This window comes from Brevundimonas sp. GN22, from assembly GCF_054824005.1.
This window is the reverse complement of record NZ_JSYD01000034.1, coordinates 19,276-36,235: the sequence shown is the minus strand read 5'-3', so window position 1 is coordinate 36,235 and position 16,960 is coordinate 19,276. Positions and strand designations below refer to the sequence as shown.

General features: G+C 61.7%; 17 protein-coding genes. 4 read left to right on the top strand and 13 right to left on the bottom strand.

Annotated elements, in window-relative coordinates:
• Window positions 1–43 precede the first annotated feature (43 nt).
• The gene (locus tag OB03_RS05580; RefSeq protein ID WP_461343469.1) at window positions 44–2,305 is read right to left on the bottom strand and encodes a cadherin repeat domain-containing protein; all 2,262 of its coding nucleotides are present in this window, start codon (window positions 2,303–2,305) and stop codon (window positions 44–46) included.
• A gap of 28 nt (window positions 2,306–2,333) precedes the next feature.
• Here OB03_RS05580 and OB03_RS05575 point away from each other — a divergent pair, with 28 nt between their 5' ends.
• Window positions 2,334–2,519, top strand: a complete 186-nt coding sequence (locus OB03_RS05575; protein ID WP_461343468.1) for a hypothetical protein — start codon at window positions 2,334–2,336, stop codon at window positions 2,517–2,519.
• A gap of 3 nt (window positions 2,520–2,522) precedes the next feature.
• Here OB03_RS05575 and OB03_RS05570 read toward each other — a convergent pair whose 3' ends face one another.
• The 6 genes from OB03_RS05570 to guaB all read right to left on the bottom strand — a co-directional run bounded on the left by OB03_RS05570 (window position 2,523) and on the right by guaB (window position 8,653).
• Window positions 2,523–3,047: a hypothetical protein gene (locus OB03_RS05570; RefSeq protein WP_461343467.1), complete on the bottom strand. Its 525-nt coding sequence runs from the start codon at window positions 3,045–3,047 to the stop codon at window positions 2,523–2,525.
• 182 nt (window positions 3,048–3,229) lie between these two features.
• Window positions 3,230–4,792, bottom strand: coding sequence for a glutamine-hydrolyzing GMP synthase (gene guaA / locus OB03_RS05565; protein ID WP_242914170.1), 1,563 nt, complete (start codon window positions 4,790–4,792; stop codon window positions 3,230–3,232).
• Window positions 4,789–5,505, bottom strand: a complete 717-nt coding sequence (locus tag OB03_RS05560; RefSeq protein ID WP_461343466.1) for a 5'-methylthioadenosine/S-adenosylhomocysteine nucleosidase — start codon at window positions 5,503–5,505, stop codon at window positions 4,789–4,791. Before OB03_RS05560 ends, guaA begins: the two co-directional genes overlap by 4 nt.
• Window positions 5,502–6,773: an RsmB/NOP family class I SAM-dependent RNA methyltransferase gene (locus OB03_RS05555; RefSeq protein WP_461343465.1), complete on the bottom strand. Its 1,272-nt coding sequence runs from the start codon at window positions 6,771–6,773 to the stop codon at window positions 5,502–5,504. Before OB03_RS05555 ends, OB03_RS05560 begins: the two co-directional genes overlap by 4 nt.
• Before the next feature lie 11 nt (window positions 6,774–6,784).
• On the bottom strand, window positions 6,785–7,177 hold the full coding sequence (locus OB03_RS05550) for an MAPEG family protein (protein ID WP_242914173.1): 393 nt from the start codon (window positions 7,175–7,177) through the stop codon (window positions 6,785–6,787).
• An 18-nt stretch (window positions 7,178–7,195) separates the two neighbouring features.
• On the bottom strand, window positions 7,196–8,653 hold the full coding sequence (guaB, locus tag OB03_RS05545; protein WP_242914174.1) for an IMP dehydrogenase: 1,458 nt from the start codon (window positions 8,651–8,653) through the stop codon (window positions 7,196–7,198).
• 216 nt (window positions 8,654–8,869) lie between these two features.
• Between guaB and OB03_RS05540 the strand changes: the two genes are divergently transcribed.
• Window positions 8,870–9,457 (top strand): DUF2061 domain-containing protein, encoded by a 588-nt coding sequence (locus tag OB03_RS05540; RefSeq protein ID WP_461343464.1) that lies wholly within the window; start codon window positions 8,870–8,872, stop codon window positions 9,455–9,457.
• Between the two features lie 33 nt (window positions 9,458–9,490).
• Here OB03_RS05540 and OB03_RS05535 read toward each other — a convergent pair whose 3' ends face one another.
• The 3 genes from OB03_RS05535 to OB03_RS05525 all read right to left on the bottom strand — a co-directional run bounded on the left by OB03_RS05535 (window position 9,491) and on the right by OB03_RS05525 (window position 11,781).
• Window positions 9,491–9,916, bottom strand: a complete 426-nt coding sequence (locus tag OB03_RS05535; protein WP_242914176.1) for an organic hydroperoxide resistance protein — start codon at window positions 9,914–9,916, stop codon at window positions 9,491–9,493.
• A gap of 70 nt (window positions 9,917–9,986) precedes the next feature.
• Window positions 9,987–11,039, bottom strand: a complete 1,053-nt coding sequence (locus OB03_RS05530; RefSeq protein WP_242914177.1) for a DUF2332 domain-containing protein — start codon at window positions 11,037–11,039, stop codon at window positions 9,987–9,989.
• A 19-nt stretch (window positions 11,040–11,058) separates the two neighbouring features.
• Window positions 11,059–11,781, bottom strand: a complete 723-nt coding sequence (locus OB03_RS05525; protein WP_242914178.1) for an RlmE family RNA methyltransferase — start codon at window positions 11,779–11,781, stop codon at window positions 11,059–11,061.
• A gap of 73 nt (window positions 11,782–11,854) precedes the next feature.
• On the opposite strand from OB03_RS05525, the gene OB03_RS05520 reads away from it, so the two are divergent.
• Entirely contained in the window at window positions 11,855–12,316 is a 462-nt protein-coding gene (locus OB03_RS05520; RefSeq protein ID WP_461343463.1) for a peptidylprolyl isomerase, read from the top strand.
• Between the two features lie 58 nt (window positions 12,317–12,374).
• Here OB03_RS05520 and OB03_RS05515 read toward each other — a convergent pair whose 3' ends face one another.
• The 3 genes from OB03_RS05515 to OB03_RS05505 all read right to left on the bottom strand — a co-directional run bounded on the left by OB03_RS05515 (window position 12,375) and on the right by OB03_RS05505 (window position 14,487).
• The gene (locus OB03_RS05515; RefSeq protein ID WP_461343462.1) at window positions 12,375–12,848 is read right to left on the bottom strand and encodes a hypothetical protein; all 474 of its coding nucleotides are present in this window, start codon (window positions 12,846–12,848) and stop codon (window positions 12,375–12,377) included.
• Entirely contained in the window at window positions 12,848–13,468 is a 621-nt protein-coding gene (locus OB03_RS05510) for a methyltransferase family protein (RefSeq protein WP_242914181.1), read from the bottom strand. Before OB03_RS05510 ends, OB03_RS05515 begins: the two co-directional genes overlap by 1 nt.
• A 62-nt stretch (window positions 13,469–13,530) precedes the next feature.
• A complete protein-coding gene (locus tag OB03_RS05505; protein ID WP_461343461.1) occupies window positions 13,531–14,487 on the bottom strand; it encodes a M28 family peptidase in 957 nt (318 codons plus the stop codon).
• 136 nt (window positions 14,488–14,623) lie between these two features.
• Between OB03_RS05505 and ligA the strand changes: the two genes are divergently transcribed.
• A complete protein-coding gene (ligA, locus tag OB03_RS05500; RefSeq protein ID WP_461343460.1) occupies window positions 14,624–16,957 on the top strand; it encodes an NAD-dependent DNA ligase LigA in 2,334 nt (777 codons plus the stop codon).
• Window positions 16,958–16,960 lie beyond the last annotated feature (3 nt).

Here is a 16,960-nt window from a genome sequence, read left to right as displayed (position 1 = left end):
ACTGATAGCCACACGTCAGCGCGCTATCGTTGGCAGAGGTGTCCTAGCACAACAGGCCGGGGCTGAGTCTCAGCGTCGATTGCCACCCCTTGGGATCACTGCCCCAGATGTGGAGCTCGCCGGACACAGGGATGCTGATACGGGTCATATCCACGCCGCCGACCTCGAACATCACCTGACGCACATCGTCGTCAACCATGCCGACCAACGTGGCCTGACCCAAATCCTCTGTCGCACGGGACAGGATCAAATCTGTTGTCACCAAGAAGCTGCGGATCTCGACGTCCCCGCTCAGCATCGCGCCATAGACCTGACGATGGCCCACCATCTTGCCCGACAAGTCGAAGCCCGTCTGGTGCAGATCGAAGTCGTACCAAGCGCGGCCAAAACCAACGAAAGCGCCCGCTCTCAGGTTTTCAGCCAGCTTCGTCTTCACATAGCCGTTGATCTGTAGAGAGTGGTCGCGGATTGAACTGTCGGCGAACGAAGGCAGATCGTTATTGGCAAAGCTGCCCATGAGGCCCAGACCGAAGGTCAGGTCCTGTCGCCATTCATTCTCGATGCGGACTGACGCCAGACCACGACGGGTCCAGTCGCCATCCGCATGGTCAATTGAGGCTCCAACGTTGGCAATGACGCGATAACGCGCCGTGCAGTGGGTCTTTGCCCAGTCCAGCGACGTCCCCTGACTGAACTCGTTCAAGTGCATACCCGGCGTGACGGTGCCCTGCGCCGCCGAAGCCATGCAGTCGCCCGTATCGCGAAAAAGCCCTTCGTTGAAGGCCAGCATGTCGCCAAGGCTCTTGAAGGCATAGCCACGTAGATCGGACTTCAACTCCTTGGCGATAATGGCGATGCGAGGTGCCACTTCATCCACGTCGGTGATCTGTACTGTCAGAGTATGGTCGCTGATGTTGGCAGCCACGTCGGTTGCTCGAACGACCACGACATAGGTTTTGTTCTTGTCGCTATCGGTCGGCGTCTCATAGCTCGGTGCGCTCACGAAGCTCAGTTCACCGGTGCTGTCATCCATAACAAAGTGGTCTTGGTCGCTACCGCCCGACAAGGACCCTATGACGGGCTCGCTGGCCTGCATGGTCGTGACAAGTGTCGCACCCTCCTCCAGCATGATGAGGGAGCTCGTTGCGCCCACGGCACCATCGGGACCGGTGATTTGCGGTTCGCTGTCATCCAGGTCTTCGACCGTGATGGCTACCGTCAGAACGGCAGACAGGTTGTTGCTGTCTGTGGCGGTTATCTCGACCAGATAGACATTGTCGCCGTTGGCATCGCTCGGAGCTTCGAAATCAGGTGCCGTGACGAAGCTTATCTCGCCCGTCGCCGGATTTATCCGGAACTCGCCCGCATCGGCCCCGCCCGTGATAACCCATGTGACAGCATTATCAGCGGCCAGGGTGGTCACAGCGGTCTGGTTCTCGTTGACGGAGATGGCCGAACTGGCCGCGCCGGCACCACCGCTGGAACCCGTCAGCACAGGCGCGGGCTCGGACAGGTCGCGCACGCTCACGCGGATCGTCTGAACAGCCGTTTCATTATTGCCGTCGGTGGCGGTGACTTCGACCACATAGACATTGTCGCGATCCGCGTCTGTCGGGGCCTCGTAGTCGGGCGCGGCGACGAAAGTCAGCACGCCGCTCGAGGCGTTGATCGCGAACTTGCTACGATCCGCGCCTGCGGTGATTGACCACCTTACGGCAAGGTCCGCTGTCAGGGTCGTGACCGCCGTCTGGTTCTCGTCGACCGTAATGGACGCCTCGGATGCGCCTGCGCCGCCGCTGGGGCCCATCACCACGGGCACAGGCTCCGGCACATTGAGCACATTGACCATGATGGTCTGAACGGACTTCAGGCCATCGGTGCCAGTCGCGGTAACCTGAACCTCACAGGTGTTGGCAGTATCGGTATCGCCCGGGGCCTCAAAACTCGGTGCCGCAACGAAGGTCAGCACACCCGTCGCCGGATTGATGGCGAAACGGGCGGCATCGGTGCCTCCCGTAATCGACCAACTGGCCGGTACGCTGGATGTCAGCGTGGTCACCGAAGTCTGGTTCTCGTTTACCGACATTTCGGTTTCGGTCGCACCCGCTACTCCACCGGGACCAGTGATAACAGGCGCGATATCCGCCACGTCCAGCACCGTCACCGAAACGGTCTGGGAAGACGTTAGCCCACCCGCATCGGTGGCCGTGGCGACAAACACATAGACATTGTTGCTGTCGGCATCCGTCGGTGCCTCAAAATCGGGTGCGGTGACGAAGGTGACGACGCCCGTTGCACTGATCATGAACTTGCTTGCGTCCGCACCGCCGCTAATGGTCCACGTCACAGCGCGATTGGCCGTCAGGCTGGTGACCGCCGTCTGGTTCTCGTTCACCGACACAGACGAGGCAGTCGCCCCCGCCCCTCCGCTGGGACCGGTTATCCTTGGGGCCGCAGCGGTGATGTTGAAGGTGACGCTAGCCGCCGTGGACCAGATATCCGCCGCGTCCGATGCCTGAATATTATAGTTGAAACTGTTGGGCAGAGTGTCGAAATCGTTCTGCGCGACACCGGCGGCGGCCGACCGTGGTCAGACGCACCACACCGGCATTATCGATGGCATAGATGCCGTCGGAACTGGTCTGGGTCCCAGTGTCGGCGAATCTGAACTTCGTTACGCCGATATTGTCTGTTGCGAGGACCGTGGCGACCGTCGCGTTTGCCGCCTGATCTTCAACGTAAGAGAAAGCCTGTCCAGCGGTGACTACAGGTGGCGTCGTATCATCGAGGATATTGTTGAACGCATAGCCGACGCTAAAATCCAGCCCGTAATAGGCAACACCTGTCCCGCCGGTATCGCCCAGATTGATCCTAACGCTCGACGCCGACGCGTATGAAACCCGTGCCCGTATGAGGTTAAAGTTGTCCGTCCCCCTCGCATATTCAAGGTTTCGATAGGCCACCAGCTTGCCTAATAGAAATATCGCGCCCCATGACAGAAACGGGTGCTGGGCAAGGCAGTAGAACAGTGCCGAAACTATAAACATCGGGATGCCCTCTCGCCGCCCACGGCACCGCAGAACCCACAACTCCTCAGTCTCGAACGCGGACTTATCTCGCCCAGTTCCAGTCGGCACCAGTGACGCGAGTATCCTCAGGCCGCGCCAAACCGATCATCAGCCAACAAAAAAGCCCGCATTGCTGCAGGCTTTCATGTTCGGATGGTGGCTTATTCCCACTCGATGGTGCCTGGAGGCTTCGAGGTCACGTCGTAAACGACCCGGTTCACGCCCGGCACCTGATTGATGATGCGGGTGGCCGTGCGGGCCAGAACTTCCCACGGGAACTGGAAGAAGTCGGCGGTCATGCCGTCGGTCGAGGTGACCGCGCGCAGGGCCAGAACCTTTTCATAGGTGCGGGCATCGCCCATCACGCCGACGGTCTTCACCGGCAGCAGGACAGCAAAGGCCTGCCAGATCTCGTTGTAGAGACCCGCCTTGCGGATTTCGTCCAGATAGATGGCGTCGGCGTCCTGCAGGGTCTGCACGGCGTCCGGCGTGATCTCGCCTGGAATACGGATCGCCAGACCCGGTCCAGGGAACGGGTGACGGCCCACGAAAGCGTCGGTCAGACCCAGTTCGCGGCCAAGGGCGCGCACTTCGTCCTTGAACAGCTCACGCAGCGGCTCGACCAGTTTCAGCTTCATATAGTCCGGCAGGCCGCCCACATTGTGGTGCGACTTGATGACTTGCGACGGACCGCCCGAGGCAGACAGGCTCTCGATCACGTCCGGATAGAGCGTGCCTTGGGCGAGGAACTCTGCGCCTTCGATCTTGGAAGACTCTTCATCGAACACTTCGATAAACAGGCGACCGATCGTCTTGCGCTTGGTTTCCGGGTCCGAGATGCCGGCCAGCTCGCCAAGGAAGCGATCCGAGGCGTCAACGTGGACCAGCGGGATGTTGTAGTGCTCGCGGAACAGGGTCGTGACCTGCTTGGCCTCATCCTTGCGCAGCAGGCCGGTATCCACAAACACGCAGGTCAGCTGGTCACCAATGGCTTCGTGGATGAGGACCGCCGCTACCGACGAGTCCACACCGCCCGACAGGCCGCAGATGACCTTGGCGTCGCCGACCTGTTCGCGGATCTTGGCGATCTGCTCGTCGCGGTAGGCGGCCATCGTCCAGTCACCGGTCAGACCAGCGATGTTGTAGACGAAGTTCTTGAGCAGTTGTGCGCCACGCGGGGTGTGTGCCACTTCCGGGTGGAACTGCACGGCGTAGATTTTCTTCTCGGTGTTGGCGATTGCGGCGTAAGGCGCGCCTTCCGAGGTGGCGATAACCTCGAAACCTTCCGGAATAGCCGTCACACGGTCGCCGTGCGACATCCAGACCGGCTCTTGCTCGCCAGCAGCAGCGATGCCTTCGAACAGCGGGCTGTCCTTGACGATGCTGATGTCGGCGCGGCCAAATTCGCGATGGTGGCCGCTTTCGACCTTACCGCCCAGTTCGGCGCAGATCAGTTGCTCGCCGTAGCAGATGCCGAAGATCGGCGCGCCGTATTCGAAGATCTTGTGGTCGACGCGTGGGCTGTCCGCTTCGGTCGTCGAGGACGGGCCGCCCGAGAAGATGATGGCTTGCGGCTGCATGGCCTCAAGCGCGGTCGTCGCCTTGGTATAGGGGTGGATCTCGCAGTAGACGTTCAGCTCACGCAGGCGGCGCGCGATAAGCTGCGTCACCTGACTGCCGAAGTCGACGATGAGCACCTTCTGGTGTTGGGTCGGCTGGGTCATGAATGCGAATCCGATACGGGAGTTGCGGCGGGGTCTAGGCCGGATAGGCCTGTGTGTTCAAGGGCTGCGGGCATGATCGCGCCAAGGCCGCCGCTTTCCAGCGCAGCCAGCAGCTTGTCCCATGCATCAGCGAGATTGATGTCGACCTGATCCAGCGTGGAGGTCCAGTCCTCCAGCACCTTCAGCTCGGTCTTGCCGTCCGACACACCGCGCAGCGCCATCAGCGGCACGCAGAAGGTCTGGCACGAGCGCAGGAAGGCGAACGTCTCCATGTCCACCATGTCGGTGTCCAGCGCGTCATAGGCTGCGCCGGAGACGACGTTGGCCCCCGTCGACAAACGCGCCGTCGGCACGCCTTCGAGACGGCACGGCAGCGACAGCACAGCGGGCATGTCCAGCAGCGGGGTGATCCCCTTGGGGAAGCCTAGCGGACTGGCGTCCATATCGCGGTAGTCGACCTCGGTCACCTGATAGACGGCGGCGTGTTCCAGCGTCGGCGAGCCGGAACTGCCCAGCACCACCACCAGATCGGGGAGATCGCCCGTAGCCTCGCGGCGAGCCAGTTCGGCAGTCAGGGACACAGCCCCTTCCACCGGACCGATGCCCGTAATCAGCGGACGTATACGCGCCTGAAGGTTCCGGCCGTACTCCGCCGGAGCCGCCATCACGGGAAGGATCGAAACCTCTCCGATACGCTCCAGTCGAGCCCTCATTCAGCGCGCTCGTACAGAGCGAAGAAGAAGCCGTCGGTGTTGGTCGAATACGGCGACAGGCGCAGTTGGTGGCCCTTGGCCTGCGAGGCGATGGCGTGCCCCGTCGTTTCAATCGCAACCGGCTTGAAGTTCGGATGGGCGGCTTCGAACGCGGCTGCCGTATCCTCGTTCTCGCGGGTCAGCATCGAGCAGGTGACGTAGGCGATACGGCCACCGACCTTCACCAGTTTCGCAGCCTGCGACATGATGCGGGTCTGGAGAGCGTGCAGACGCTCGACCTCTTCTTCCGTCAGACGCCATGCGTCCTCGGGGTGACGACGCCAGGTGCCCGCACCCGAGCAAGGCGCATCAACCAGAACCGTGTCAGCGCTGTCATTCAGGTCTTCCAGACCACCGCCGTTCTGGCCGATGAGGACGAGTTCGGCTTCAACACCCGCACGTTCCAAACGCGGACGAATGTTTTCCAGACGCTTGTTGACGACGTCCGAGGCGACCAGGCGGCCCTGCCCCATCATCGATTGGGCCAGACCCAGCGTCTTGCCGCCACCGCCAGCGCAGTAGTCAACAACTGTCGTGCCCGGCTTGGCATCAACGAGAGCGCAGATGATCTGGCTGCCTTCGTCCTGAATCTCGAACGCGCCCGACTTGAATCCTTCCAGCGCCTGAATGTTCGGCGGCGGCTCGGCGGACAGGCGCAGGCCCAGTTCCGACCACGGGGTCAGTTCCGGCGATAGCTCGGCGGCACGCAGCTCACCCTCGACCTCGTCGCGGGTAGCCTTCAGGCTGTTGACGCGCAGATCAATCGGCGCGCGCGGGGCCATCAGGTCGTGGGCTTCGTTCTTCCAGTTGTCGCCAAAGACCTTCTGGAAATCGTTCATCACGAACTCGGGGATGCCCGCAGCAACCCAGCCCGGAAGCTCGCCATCGACGGCGGTGATGCGGCTGCGTTCCTGTTTGGACAGCGGACGCGGGCCATAGCCTTCGCCCGAGTGCAGGGCCTCGATCTCTTCCAGCGACAGGCTGTCCAGCGCGTGCAGGCTGCCGATGACCAATGCGCGGCCATCCTCGCGGCCACCCATGATCCAGCTCAGGCGGCCACGGGCGCGCAGCACCTTATAGACGCGGTCCGCGATGGCGCGGCGGTCCTTGGAACCTGCATAGCGGTTGGCAGTGCCCCACGCCTTCAACACCACCTCGGCGGGCTGACGGCCCTGCGCGATGGAGTCGAGAATGGATGCGGCGGCGGCGAGACGGGCGGCTGGGGTCAATGGACTTCAGTTCAGATAAACGGGGCCGCCAGCACCATGATCAGTCCCGCAAGCGAGACCAGCCATACCAGCGACCGGATAAAGGGGATGCCCAAGGCATAGAGCGGTATGAAGGCCACCCGTCCCCAGAAATAGAGTGCCGAGCCCCAAACTGTAAGCGCGCCATTAGCCGAAGCCAGATGGGCAATCAGCACAGCGCCGATAAACAGTGGAAGGGTCTCGTAGAGGTTGGACTGGGCCCGCTCCAGACGCCCTGTCAGAGGTTTCTCTGACGACGGCGTCTTGTCGCGCGGGCCCGCATTCCATTTCAGACCGAACTCCGCCGTCCTTGCTCCGGCGGGCAGGAAGACCTGCACCAGCGCCAAAATCAAAGTCAGGCTAAGATAGGTGAGTTCGGTCGTCATTGGTTGCCCCTTGGTGGATTACCCTTGGCGGTAGTTCGGTGCCTCGCGGGTGATCATGACGTCATGGACGTGGCTCTCTCGCAAGCCCGCACCGGTGATGCGGACGAAGCGGGCGCGCTTCTGGAACTCGTCGATGGTGGCACCACCAACATAGCCCATCGAGGCACGCAGACCCCCGACCATCTGGTGGATGACCGGCGAGATCGGGCCCTTGTAGGCCGTCTGGCCTTCAATGCCTTCCGGCACCAGCTTCTCGGACGAGACTTCCTTTTGGAAGTAACGGTCCGCAGAGCCTGCGCCCATCGCGCCAACCGAGCCCATGCCGCGGTACGATTTGTACGAACGGCCCTGGTACAGGAAGACCTCGCCCGGCGATTCATCCGTACCGGCGAACATCGAACCCATCATGGCGGCCGAAGCGCCGGCAGCGATAGCCTTGGCCATATCGCCCGAGTACTTGATGCCACCGTCGGCGATGACGGTAGCGCCCGTACCTTCGGCAGCGCGGGCAGCGTCCATGATCGCGGTCAGCTGCGGCACGCCGACGCCAGCCACGATACGGGTGGTGCAGATCGAGCCCGGACCGATGCCGACCTTAACAACGTCAGCACCGGCGTCGATCAGAGCGCGGGTGGCGTCATAGGTGGCGACGTTACCGGCCACGATGGCGATGCGGTTGTTCTCACGCTTGATGCGCTCGACGACAGCGGCAACCGAGGCCGAGTGGCCGTGGGCGGTGTCGATGACGACGAGATCGGCACCGGCTTCGGCCAGAGCCATAGCGCGCTCGTAGCCTGCATCACCGACGGTCGAGGCCGCGCCGACCAGCAGGCGACCGTGGTCGTCCTTGGCGGCGTTCGGGAAGGCTTGAGCCTTCTCGATGTCCTTCATGGTGATCAGGCCGACGGCGCGGTTGTCTTCGTCAACGACGATGACGCGCTCGATCTTGCGGGTGCGCAGAAGCTCGCGGGCTTCCTCGCGGCTGGCACCTTCGCGGACCGTAATCAGATCGCCCGTGGTCATCAGGCTGGAAGCCTTGATCGACGGGTCGTTCTCAAAACGCATGTCGCGGTTGGTCAGCATGCCGACCAGACGGCCCGTTTCCGGATCAACGACAGGGAAGCCGCTGATCTTCTTGCGGGCGACGATGTCGCGCACTTCGCCGAGGGTGGTTTCAGGAGTGACGGTGACCGGATTGATCACCATGCCGCTCTCATAACGCTTGACGGTGCGGACCTGCTCGGCCTGCTCCTCGATGGTCATGTTGCGGTGAAGGATACCCATGCCGCCAGCCTGCGCCATGGCAATGGCAAGTCGGCTTTCGGTCACAGTGTCCATAGCGGACGACAGCAGCGGAATGTTCAGGGTGATGTCGCGGGTGAGGCGCGTCGAAACGTTCACATCGGCAGGCATAACCTCCGACGGACCGGGTTCGAGCAAAACATCGTCGAAGGTAAGGCCTTCGCGTATCTCCATGGGGGAGTCTCCGTTTTGCGAGCCGCGTATAGAGGCTAATGGCCAGAGTCGGCAAGGGTGCAGCGCAATAAAACCCGCGATCTCCGATCACCTTTTGCGACAAATCCCCCGCAGAGGCGCACCCATCGCCGATAGAGCCCGTCGAAAGTGGGGCCTATCATCATAATAAGAATTTATGCTTTGCAACCGTCCCCCAAATTCAGACATTCTTGAAGCATGGTCGCCCTCTTCATCAGTGCCGCGCGCAAACTCGCGCTGAAAATCGCCAGCTATGGCGTGATGCACTTGGTCGTGGCGATCCTGGTCGCGTTTGCCATCACCAGCGATGTGCGCATGGCACTGGCAATCGGCATGGTCGAGCCGTTCTTCCAGACGATCGCATACACCATTCACGACCGTATCTGGCACGTCATCGAAAAGCGGCGTCTGGCTACCGGTCTTGAAGAAGCCGCAGAAGCGTTCTCGTCGCGTCTGGGGGTCATGTCACCTGGCGAGCAGATGCGCGTACACGGCCACAAGCACGGACATGCTCACGGCCATCATGGCCATAGCCATGCCCTGCCCCGCTCTTTCAAACAGATCGCCGTAAAGACGCTAACCTACGGTCTGATGCACTTTACCGTTGCCGTGGCCGTCGCCTTCGCTCTGACGGGCAATATCAGGGCCTCGCTGGCCATCGGGATTATCGAACCACTGGTGCAGACGGTGTTCTTCACCCTGCATGACCGGTTCTGGACACGCATTGAAAATCGCAAGGCCGCCGAAAAGGCCGCTCTGACCGAGCAGCGCACCGCCTTACGATAGTGAGGGTGGCAGCCGGAGCTGCCACCTCCAAAGTTACTTCACAGAGACGTTCAGTTTTACATCGATGTTGCCGCGTACCGCGTTTGAATACGGGCAGACCATGTGCGCGGCCTGTACGATTTCTTCGGCCTTGGCCTGACCGATACCGGCAATCACCACATCCAGCGCGACCGCCAGCTTGAAGCCACCACCCTCGCCGGGCAGCAGGCTGACTTCACCGGTTACTTCGATGTCCTCGTCGCGCACCTTGTGGTCGCCGCGACGGGTGACGTGGATCACCGCATTTTCAAAGCAGGCAGCATAGCCGGCGGCAAACAGCTGTTCGGGGTTGGTCGCCCCACCCTTGCCGCCCAGCGAGGTGGGCATTGCCAGTTGCAGGTCCAGAATGCCGTCGTCACTCTTGACCGTACCGGCGCGCCCGCCGACTGCCGTGACGCGGGTCGTATACAAATGGCTCATGTCGAGACCTCCGTTGTCGATAACAACAAGATAGATCGCACACGATATAATCGCAAGTGATATAATTTCGTCAGTCAGCTTTCCATTCGAACTCGGACCCGTGCGCCTGCCCGACGGCCAGCCGCTGCGTCTCCCCGCCCGGCCAGATCGTCAGATCCAGCGCGGGACGTCGCTCGGGTCCGCCAATGTCGGACGCCTCGAACCTCAACCACGCCAAGGGCGCGTCGTGGCTCGCCCCTTTCCCCACGTGGTCCAGATGGTCGCGAATACGCTGCTGGGACTCCGGCGGGAAATACTGGAAGGCAATCGTGTGCATCACCACGCGGCACACGCCCGCGTGCGGCTTGGCTTCCAGCACGCGCTCCAACCAAGGCGCAGCGTCCTCGCGGTCCACACTTACAGGATTTGCCGCCGCTATTGCCAACGCCGCCTCCAGACGGGCCAGACGCTCGCGCTGGTCGGCCCAGACATAGCTGGCCAGCTTTTCGCGGGTGGCAGCATCGGCTGCGTCCAGCGGGTTCTGGTCAACCGCTCGTCGCGACACGACGCTTACCTGACCCTGTGGTGGCGAACTGCCTAACCAGCGAGGTGACAATTGCACGCCCGACGCAGGATCGCCCGCCGCAAGTTCCCCCAGCCTATAGCCATAGTGATCCAGCACGCTGTTCAGCCCTGCGCTGGCACCCAGTTCATAAAGCGCAAACGGAAGCTTGAACCGATCCGCCAGCACAAGCAGCCCCGCCATCAAACCGGACGACCGCCCGACCTCGTTCGTCTGGGGCGGACTGTCCAGCCATGGCATCAGCCACTCTCCCTCGACCTGAAGGATATGGTTCAGCAGGGCCCACAAATCGGCATCATCGGGCGCAACGGCGGGCGGATAGACCGCACTCCACGCACGCTGTCGGCCAGAGCGCGCAAGCGCATGCAGCCCGCCCATAAGGCGCAACGGCAAGGCGTCACCCTCATGCGAAGGGTTGCCGTTCCATGTCAGGATGCGATGGGCGATCGAGCTGTCATCGCGCAGCCGCTCCGCCACCAGATGGCACAGCCGGCCGGTAAAGGGTGCCCCCATCGCGGTACAGATCGACGACTGGGATTGGAACGCCACCTGTACCGACATGGATCACCCTCTAATCAGATTACCGCTTGTTCAAGGCGACGAGGAAGACCTCGGCGCTGTCCTTACGGCTGGATTCCGGTTTGAAATACTTCACCGTCTCGAACTCTTCGCGCAAGCGTGCGAGCACGCCGCCAGCGTCACCGCCCTGGAAGTTCTTGGAGACGAAATTGCCACCCGGCTTGAGCGTGCGGATGGCAAAGTCAGCCGCAATCTCGATCAGGGCGATAATCTTCAAGTGGTCCGTCTGGCGGTGGCCAATTGTGTTGTGCGCCATGTCCGACAGCACCAGATCGGGACGACCGCCCAACAGTTCGATCAACTGCTCATCCACGCCCGGATGGGTAAAGTCAGCTTGGATCAGGGTCGAACCCGGGATGGGCTCAATCATCAGCAAATCAACACCCACGACCGAAGTCGCGCCGCGATCAAGTGCCACCTGCACCCAACCGCCCGGTGCTGCGCCAAGGTCGATGACCCGGCTGCCCTTCTTGATCAGGTTGAAGCGGTCATCGATGCCGATCAGCTTGAAGGCCGCGCGACTGCGCCAGCCCTCGGCGCGCGCGCGTTCGGACCATTTGTCGGTCAGTTGGCGCTTAATCCACGCCTGCGACGACGGGCGCTTATCCTTCGCCGTCTTGATTTTGGTGCCGACACTGCGGCCCGCAGCGGTCCCGCCCGTCGGCAAACGCACCATTCGACGGCGTTCAACAGGCTTTTCGGTCGGGTTTTCTTTATCACTCATACGTCTCTCATAGCGGCCCGAGCGTTCTACCGCTATGACCCCTTCATATTTCCTCGAGTCATAGGAGTGCCAGATGGCCGAAACCCTGACCTTTTTCATCGACACCGGCGACAACCAAGAAAAGCCGGTTGTCATCAAGCTGCGTGAAGACCTGGCCCCGAACCACGTGAAGCAAATCACCGATCTGGCATCGGAAGGCTTCTACGACGGCGTCGTCTTCCACCGCGTGATCGCAGGCTTCATGGCTCAAGGTGGCGATCCGACGGGCACCGGCACCTCGGGCTCGAAGAAGCCGAACCTGAAGCAAGAGTTCAGCGCCGAGCCGCACGTCCGTGGCACCTGCTCGATGGCCCGCACCCAAGATCCGAACAGCGCCAACTCGCAGTTCTTCATCTGCTTCGACGACGCTCGCTTCCTTGACCGCCAGTACACCGTCTGGGGCAATGTCATCGAAGGTATGGACGTGATCGACACTCTGCCGAAGGGCGAGCCGCCGCGCGCTCCGGGCAAGATCGTCCGCACCGCAGTCGCCTAAGCGATTACGACGCCGGAATTGGAAACGGGGAGCCTCGCGGCTCCCCGTTTTTTTATGGTCACTGCGTTTTCGTCAGCGCCCCGACTACAGGAGGATTGGAGCCAATGGTCAATGTACCGACCAGCTGGCCGCCCTCGAACCGACCATCAAACGCCAGTGCACCGCCTGATGACGAGACCGCCGACACCGTGATGTCTTTGTCGGTCACGATATATTCGGTCGCGACGACAATCAGCTTTTGCCGCTCGCCGTGGGCATTCACGACGGGCTTGGTCTGTTGGAATACAAACGCCACAGGATACTGGTCCTGAGGCGATTGCAGGCGTAGGTGACTGAACTTCCAGTCCTGCATGACCAGATCGGTGGGACCGGAATAGTCCCCTGCGACTGCTACCGACGCCGTATATTCGCGCCGCGCTTCGACCTTTTCGGCAGGCGGCGTGGCATGGGCGGGTGCCTCGGCTTTCTCCGCAGGGCTACAGCCCGCCCCAAGCACCAACGCCCCGCAAATCCCCAACAGTGTTCCCCGCATCACGGCAATCTCAGCAACGTCCCCAGCCAGCCAATGTGCTGCATAGCTTCAATGGCCTCGAACAGCGGTATCGCCAAGAGGAAGATCAGCCCATCGCGCAAAGTCACAAGGAAGAAGCGCGGACGTACGTCCAGCGCCTCGACGTCTCGCCACTTGGAAAAGTCCGGACCAAAACGCGGTGTGCGGGCGCAATAATCGAGATAGGTCGTCCCGAAAGCCTGGGACAGCCAAGCCTCTTCACGCCTCACCGTAAAGTAGAACACCACCATGGCCACCAACAGGAACAGACTGGCGATGGTCAGGCTGCCTGTCTGCGCCCCGACGCCGAATGCCCCCATATAGCTGAAAACGTACAGAGGGTTACGGCTGATCGAGTATGGGCCACGGTCCACGATCTCGGCCTTCTTGCGACCGCCGATGTAGAGCGAGCACCACGCCCGCCCCACAATACAGATGACGATCAGCGCGAGGCCCATTGCCTCTACGCCCTCGTGCAGAGGCTCGCCACCAACCGACGCCGTCACCAGCGTCAAGGCTATTACCCCCAATAGGCCGAGCCCCAAGGCTGCCTTGCGGATTTTCTGGACCCTTTGCAGGTCAAAACCTTCAGTCGCCGACATCGCATTCCCCAATCAAAGGTTCGCGATATGGCTTCCTCGATCTTGGCCGTTTCAAGGCTGGGTTATTGATCCAGCCAAGCGTCGATACGGCGGAAGCTTTCGATGGCCAATTCGGTCGAGGACTGGAACACCGCAGGATCGATACGGTCCACATCGTCAGAGGGCTTGTGATAGTCCTCGTGGAAGTTCACGCCGAAATAGAGGAACGGCAGGCCCGCGCGATGGAACATGCCGTGGTCCGAGGCAAAAACCCAGTTGTCCGAGCCTTTGTCATCCGGCGAATCCTTGCCGAAAGCCAGACGGATCGAACCATTGGCCGGTATGGGCTCAAGCAGCGGACGGAAATACGGGTGTTGATAGGTGCCGGTCACCCATAGATAGCCGTCCACATTGGCGCGCGCGGTCATGTCGTAGTTGATGTTCAGCGAGATCGACGACAGCGGCACAGGCGGTGCCTCGACGAACTCCTTCGCGCCCAGCAGGCCACGCTCTTCGCCGTCCAGTGCCACGATCAGGACACTGTGCTCGGGCGGGGTTTCCTTCAGGCGCTTGGCCAGTTCCAGCATGGTCGCCACGCCCGAAGCGTTGTCATCGGCACCATTGTAGACGTGGCCGTCGCGGGTGCCGACGTGATCATAGTGGGCGGTGACGACGATATATTTGTCCGAAACGCGCGTACCCGGAATCAAGCCGATGATGTTGGTACCGTTGAACGTCTTGGGACCATCCGGCGAACGGCCTTGCGCCGACCACGGTTGCAGACGCCCCATCGACGACGGGCCAACGCCCATGGCTTCAAGACGGCCAACAATATAGTCGCGGGCCTTGGCACCGCCCTCGCTGCCGGTATCGCGGCCCTGCATGTCGTCTGCGGCTAGAATGGTCAGGTCGGCCATCAACTGGCTGTAGTCCTGCGTTGCCGGAGCCAGCGCGGCATGGTCGGCGGTCTTTTGCGAGGTTTCGCAAGCGGCCAGCGACAACAGGGCGGTAAAGGCCAGCGATGGGATAAGCGCGCGCATAAAAACGGCTCCGTAAACGTGATTTGCGTGCACCCTAAATGCCCGCTCGCCGTTCTGCCAGATTACCTTTCCGTCATTCGTGCGGTGGGTGTTAGAAAGCCTGCCTGTTTCCAGTTCCAGCCCAGACGAATCCCACATGGCCGATCTGTTCTCCGCTCCCCTTTCTGTCGCCTCGTTGAGCGAGGATCAGGCACGCGAGGAACTGGCCAAACTGGCGGCGGAACTGGCCGAGCACGACGCAGCCTATTATCGCAATGATGCCCCGACCATCAGCGATGCCGAATACGATGCGCTCAAGGCCCGCGCGCTCGAAATCGAGGCAAAGTTCCCGTCACTCAGCAGCGCCGAAAGCCCGTCTCAGAAGGTCGGTGCGCCCGTCTCGGAGCAGTTCGCTGAGGTGCGCCACGGCGTACCCATGCTGTCGCTGGACAACGCCTTTGACGATACCGACGTGCGCGACTTTGTGGCCCGCGTTTATAAATTTCTGAACCTGCAGCAAAGCGAGCCGCTGGGCTTTGTCGCCGAGCCCAAGATCGACGGCCTGTCGGCGTCTATCCGCTATGAAAATGGCGTGCTGGTTCGCGGCGCGACTCGCGGTGACGGCAAGACGGGTGAAGACGTCACCGCCAACCTGATGACCATTGCCGACATCCCGCAGAAGCTGTCGGGCAGCGGCTGGCCTGCGGTGATCGAAATCCGTGGCGAGGTCTATTCCCCGACCGACGCCTTTGACGCCTTCAACAAGAAGGCGGCCCAACTGAGCGGCAAGACCTATGCGAACCCGCGCAACTTCGCCGCCGGATCGCTGCGCCAGAAGAACCCCAAGATCACCGCCCAACGACCGCTGAACTTCTTCGCCTATGCGTGGGGAGAGGTATCTGAGCCGTTCACCGACACCCAGCATGGCGCGCTGGATAAGTTCCGCGAGTGGGGCTTCAAGGTGAACAGCCGTTCGGCCCGCGTAGAGAACGCACAAGGCCTGATCGACCTCTACACAAAGCTAGGCGAAGACCGCGCCACGCTGGGCTATGACATCGACGGCATCGTCTACAAGGTTGACCGCCTCGACTTGCAGGAACGCCTCGGCTTCATCGCCCGAAGCCCACGCTGGGCCATCGCCCACAAATTCCCCGCCCAGCAGGCGACCACCATCCTTGAGGGCATCGACATTCAGGTGGGTCGTACCGGCAGCCTGACGCCCGTCGCCCGCCTGCATCCGGTAACTGTCGGCGGCGTGGTGGTACGTAATGCCACCCTGCACAACGAGGACGAGATCGAGCGTCTGGACGCGCGCATTGGCGATACCGTGACCCTGCAACGCGCAGGCGACGTGATCCCGCAAATCCTCGGCGTGGTGATGGACAAGCGCCCCGCCGATGCCGTGCCTTACATCTTCCCGACCACCTGCCCCGTCTGTGGTTCCGAAGCCGTACGAGAAGGTGACGATGTCAAACGCCGCTGCACCGGCGGTCTGGTGTGCGACGCCCAAATCGTCGAGCGACTGAAGCATTTCGTCAGCCGCCGCGCCTTCGACATTGAAGGCCTTGGTGAAAAGCAGTTGATCGCCTTCCACGAGCGCGGTTGGATCAAACAACCTGCCGACATCTTGCGTCTGGCCAAGGACGAAGAAAAGCTGTCGGCGCTCCGCCGCGAAGACGGCTATGGCGAGACCAGCGTCAACAACCTTATCGCGGGCATCGATGCGCGCCGTACCATAAGCCTCGACCGCTTCCTGTTCGGCCTCGGCATTCCCGATATCGGCGAGCAGACCTCGCTGGTGCTGGCCCGCCACTTCGGCACTTGGGACGCGCTGAAGGAAGCCGCCGTTCAAGCGTCGCAAGGATTGCCGTCCGAGGACTGGCACGATCTGGCTGGCACCCACGCCATTTCCCCGCGCGTGCTTGAACAGTTGGCCGCCGCCGATGTCCCCGCCTCCGCCCCGTGGCCGGATGGTGCGCTGGACATGAACCTGAAGCAGGTCTTCCCAGGCCTTGCCGCGCCTGCCCGCCGCAGCGTGGCGGAAAAGGCGGCCAACTGGGCGGGCGTCGTGCGCCTCGCCCAGATCTCCCGCGAGGAAGGCCCCAGCGATATTCTGAACGCCATTGCGGGCGTGTCGGGCGTTGGTCCTGTGGCGGCCGCAGCGTTGGCCCACTTCTTCCGCGAACCGCACAACCGTGAGGTCGTGGAAGCGCTGGAGGCCGAACTGGTCGCCATCACCGAAATGGAGCAGGCCCGCACCGACACACCCGTCGCGGGCAAGACCGTCGTCTTTACCGGATCGCTCGAACGTTTCACCCGCGACGAGGCAAAAGCACGCGCCGAAAGCCTTGGAGCGAAAGTCTCGGGTTCCGTTTCTAAAAAAACAGATTATTTGGTCGCCGGTCCCGGTGCAGGCTCCAAACTCAAGGATGCCGAAAAGCACGGGGTGCAGGTTTTGACCGAGGACGAATGGCTCGCCCTCATCGGGTGATCT

What these genes read in the sequence shown, in the direction of transcription:
- OB03_RS05580 (WP_461343469.1), bottom strand. Translation starts at nt 2,305, where the DNA reads ATGATCAGTGCAACGGGCGTCGTCACCTTCGTCACCGCACCCGATTTT.
- OB03_RS05575 (WP_461343468.1), top strand. Translation starts at nt 2,334, where the DNA reads ATGGTCCACGTCACAGCGCGATTGGCCGTCAGGCTGGTGACCGCCGTC.
- OB03_RS05570 (WP_461343467.1), bottom strand. Translation starts at nt 3,047, where the DNA reads ATGTTTATAGTTTCGGCACTGTTCTACTGCCTTGCCCAGCACCCGTTT.
- guaA (WP_242914170.1), bottom strand. Translation starts at nt 4,792, where the DNA reads ATGACCCAGCCGACCCAACACCAGAAGGTGCTCATCGTCGACTTCGGC.
- OB03_RS05560 (WP_461343466.1), bottom strand. Translation starts at nt 5,505, where the DNA reads ATGAGGGCTCGACTGGAGCGTATCGGAGAGGTTTCGATCCTTCCCGTG.
- OB03_RS05550 (WP_242914173.1), bottom strand. Translation starts at nt 7,177, where the DNA reads ATGACGACCGAACTCACCTATCTTAGCCTGACTTTGATTTTGGCGCTG.
- guaB (WP_242914174.1), bottom strand. Translation starts at nt 8,653, where the DNA reads ATGGAGATACGCGAAGGCCTTACCTTCGACGATGTTTTGCTCGAACCC.
- OB03_RS05540 (WP_461343464.1), top strand. Translation starts at nt 8,870, where the DNA reads ATGGTCGCCCTCTTCATCAGTGCCGCGCGCAAACTCGCGCTGAAAATC.
- OB03_RS05535 (WP_242914176.1), bottom strand. Translation starts at nt 9,916, where the DNA reads ATGAGCCATTTGTATACGACCCGCGTCACGGCAGTCGGCGGGCGCGCC.
- OB03_RS05530 (WP_242914177.1), bottom strand. Translation starts at nt 11,039, where the DNA reads ATGTCGGTACAGGTGGCGTTCCAATCCCAGTCGTCGATCTGTACCGCG.
- OB03_RS05525 (WP_242914178.1), bottom strand. Translation starts at nt 11,781, where the DNA reads ATGAGTGATAAAGAAAACCCGACCGAAAAGCCTGTTGAACGCCGTCGA.
- OB03_RS05520 (WP_461343463.1), top strand. Translation starts at nt 11,855, where the DNA reads ATGGCCGAAACCCTGACCTTTTTCATCGACACCGGCGACAACCAAGAA.
- OB03_RS05515 (WP_461343462.1), bottom strand. Translation starts at nt 12,848, where the DNA reads ATGCGGGGAACACTGTTGGGGATTTGCGGGGCGTTGGTGCTTGGGGCG.
- OB03_RS05510 (WP_242914181.1), bottom strand. Translation starts at nt 13,468, where the DNA reads ATGTCGGCGACTGAAGGTTTTGACCTGCAAAGGGTCCAGAAAATCCGC.
- OB03_RS05505 (WP_461343461.1), bottom strand. Translation starts at nt 14,487, where the DNA reads ATGCGCGCGCTTATCCCATCGCTGGCCTTTACCGCCCTGTTGTCGCTG.
- ligA (WP_461343460.1), top strand. Translation starts at nt 14,624, where the DNA reads ATGGCCGATCTGTTCTCCGCTCCCCTTTCTGTCGCCTCGTTGAGCGAG.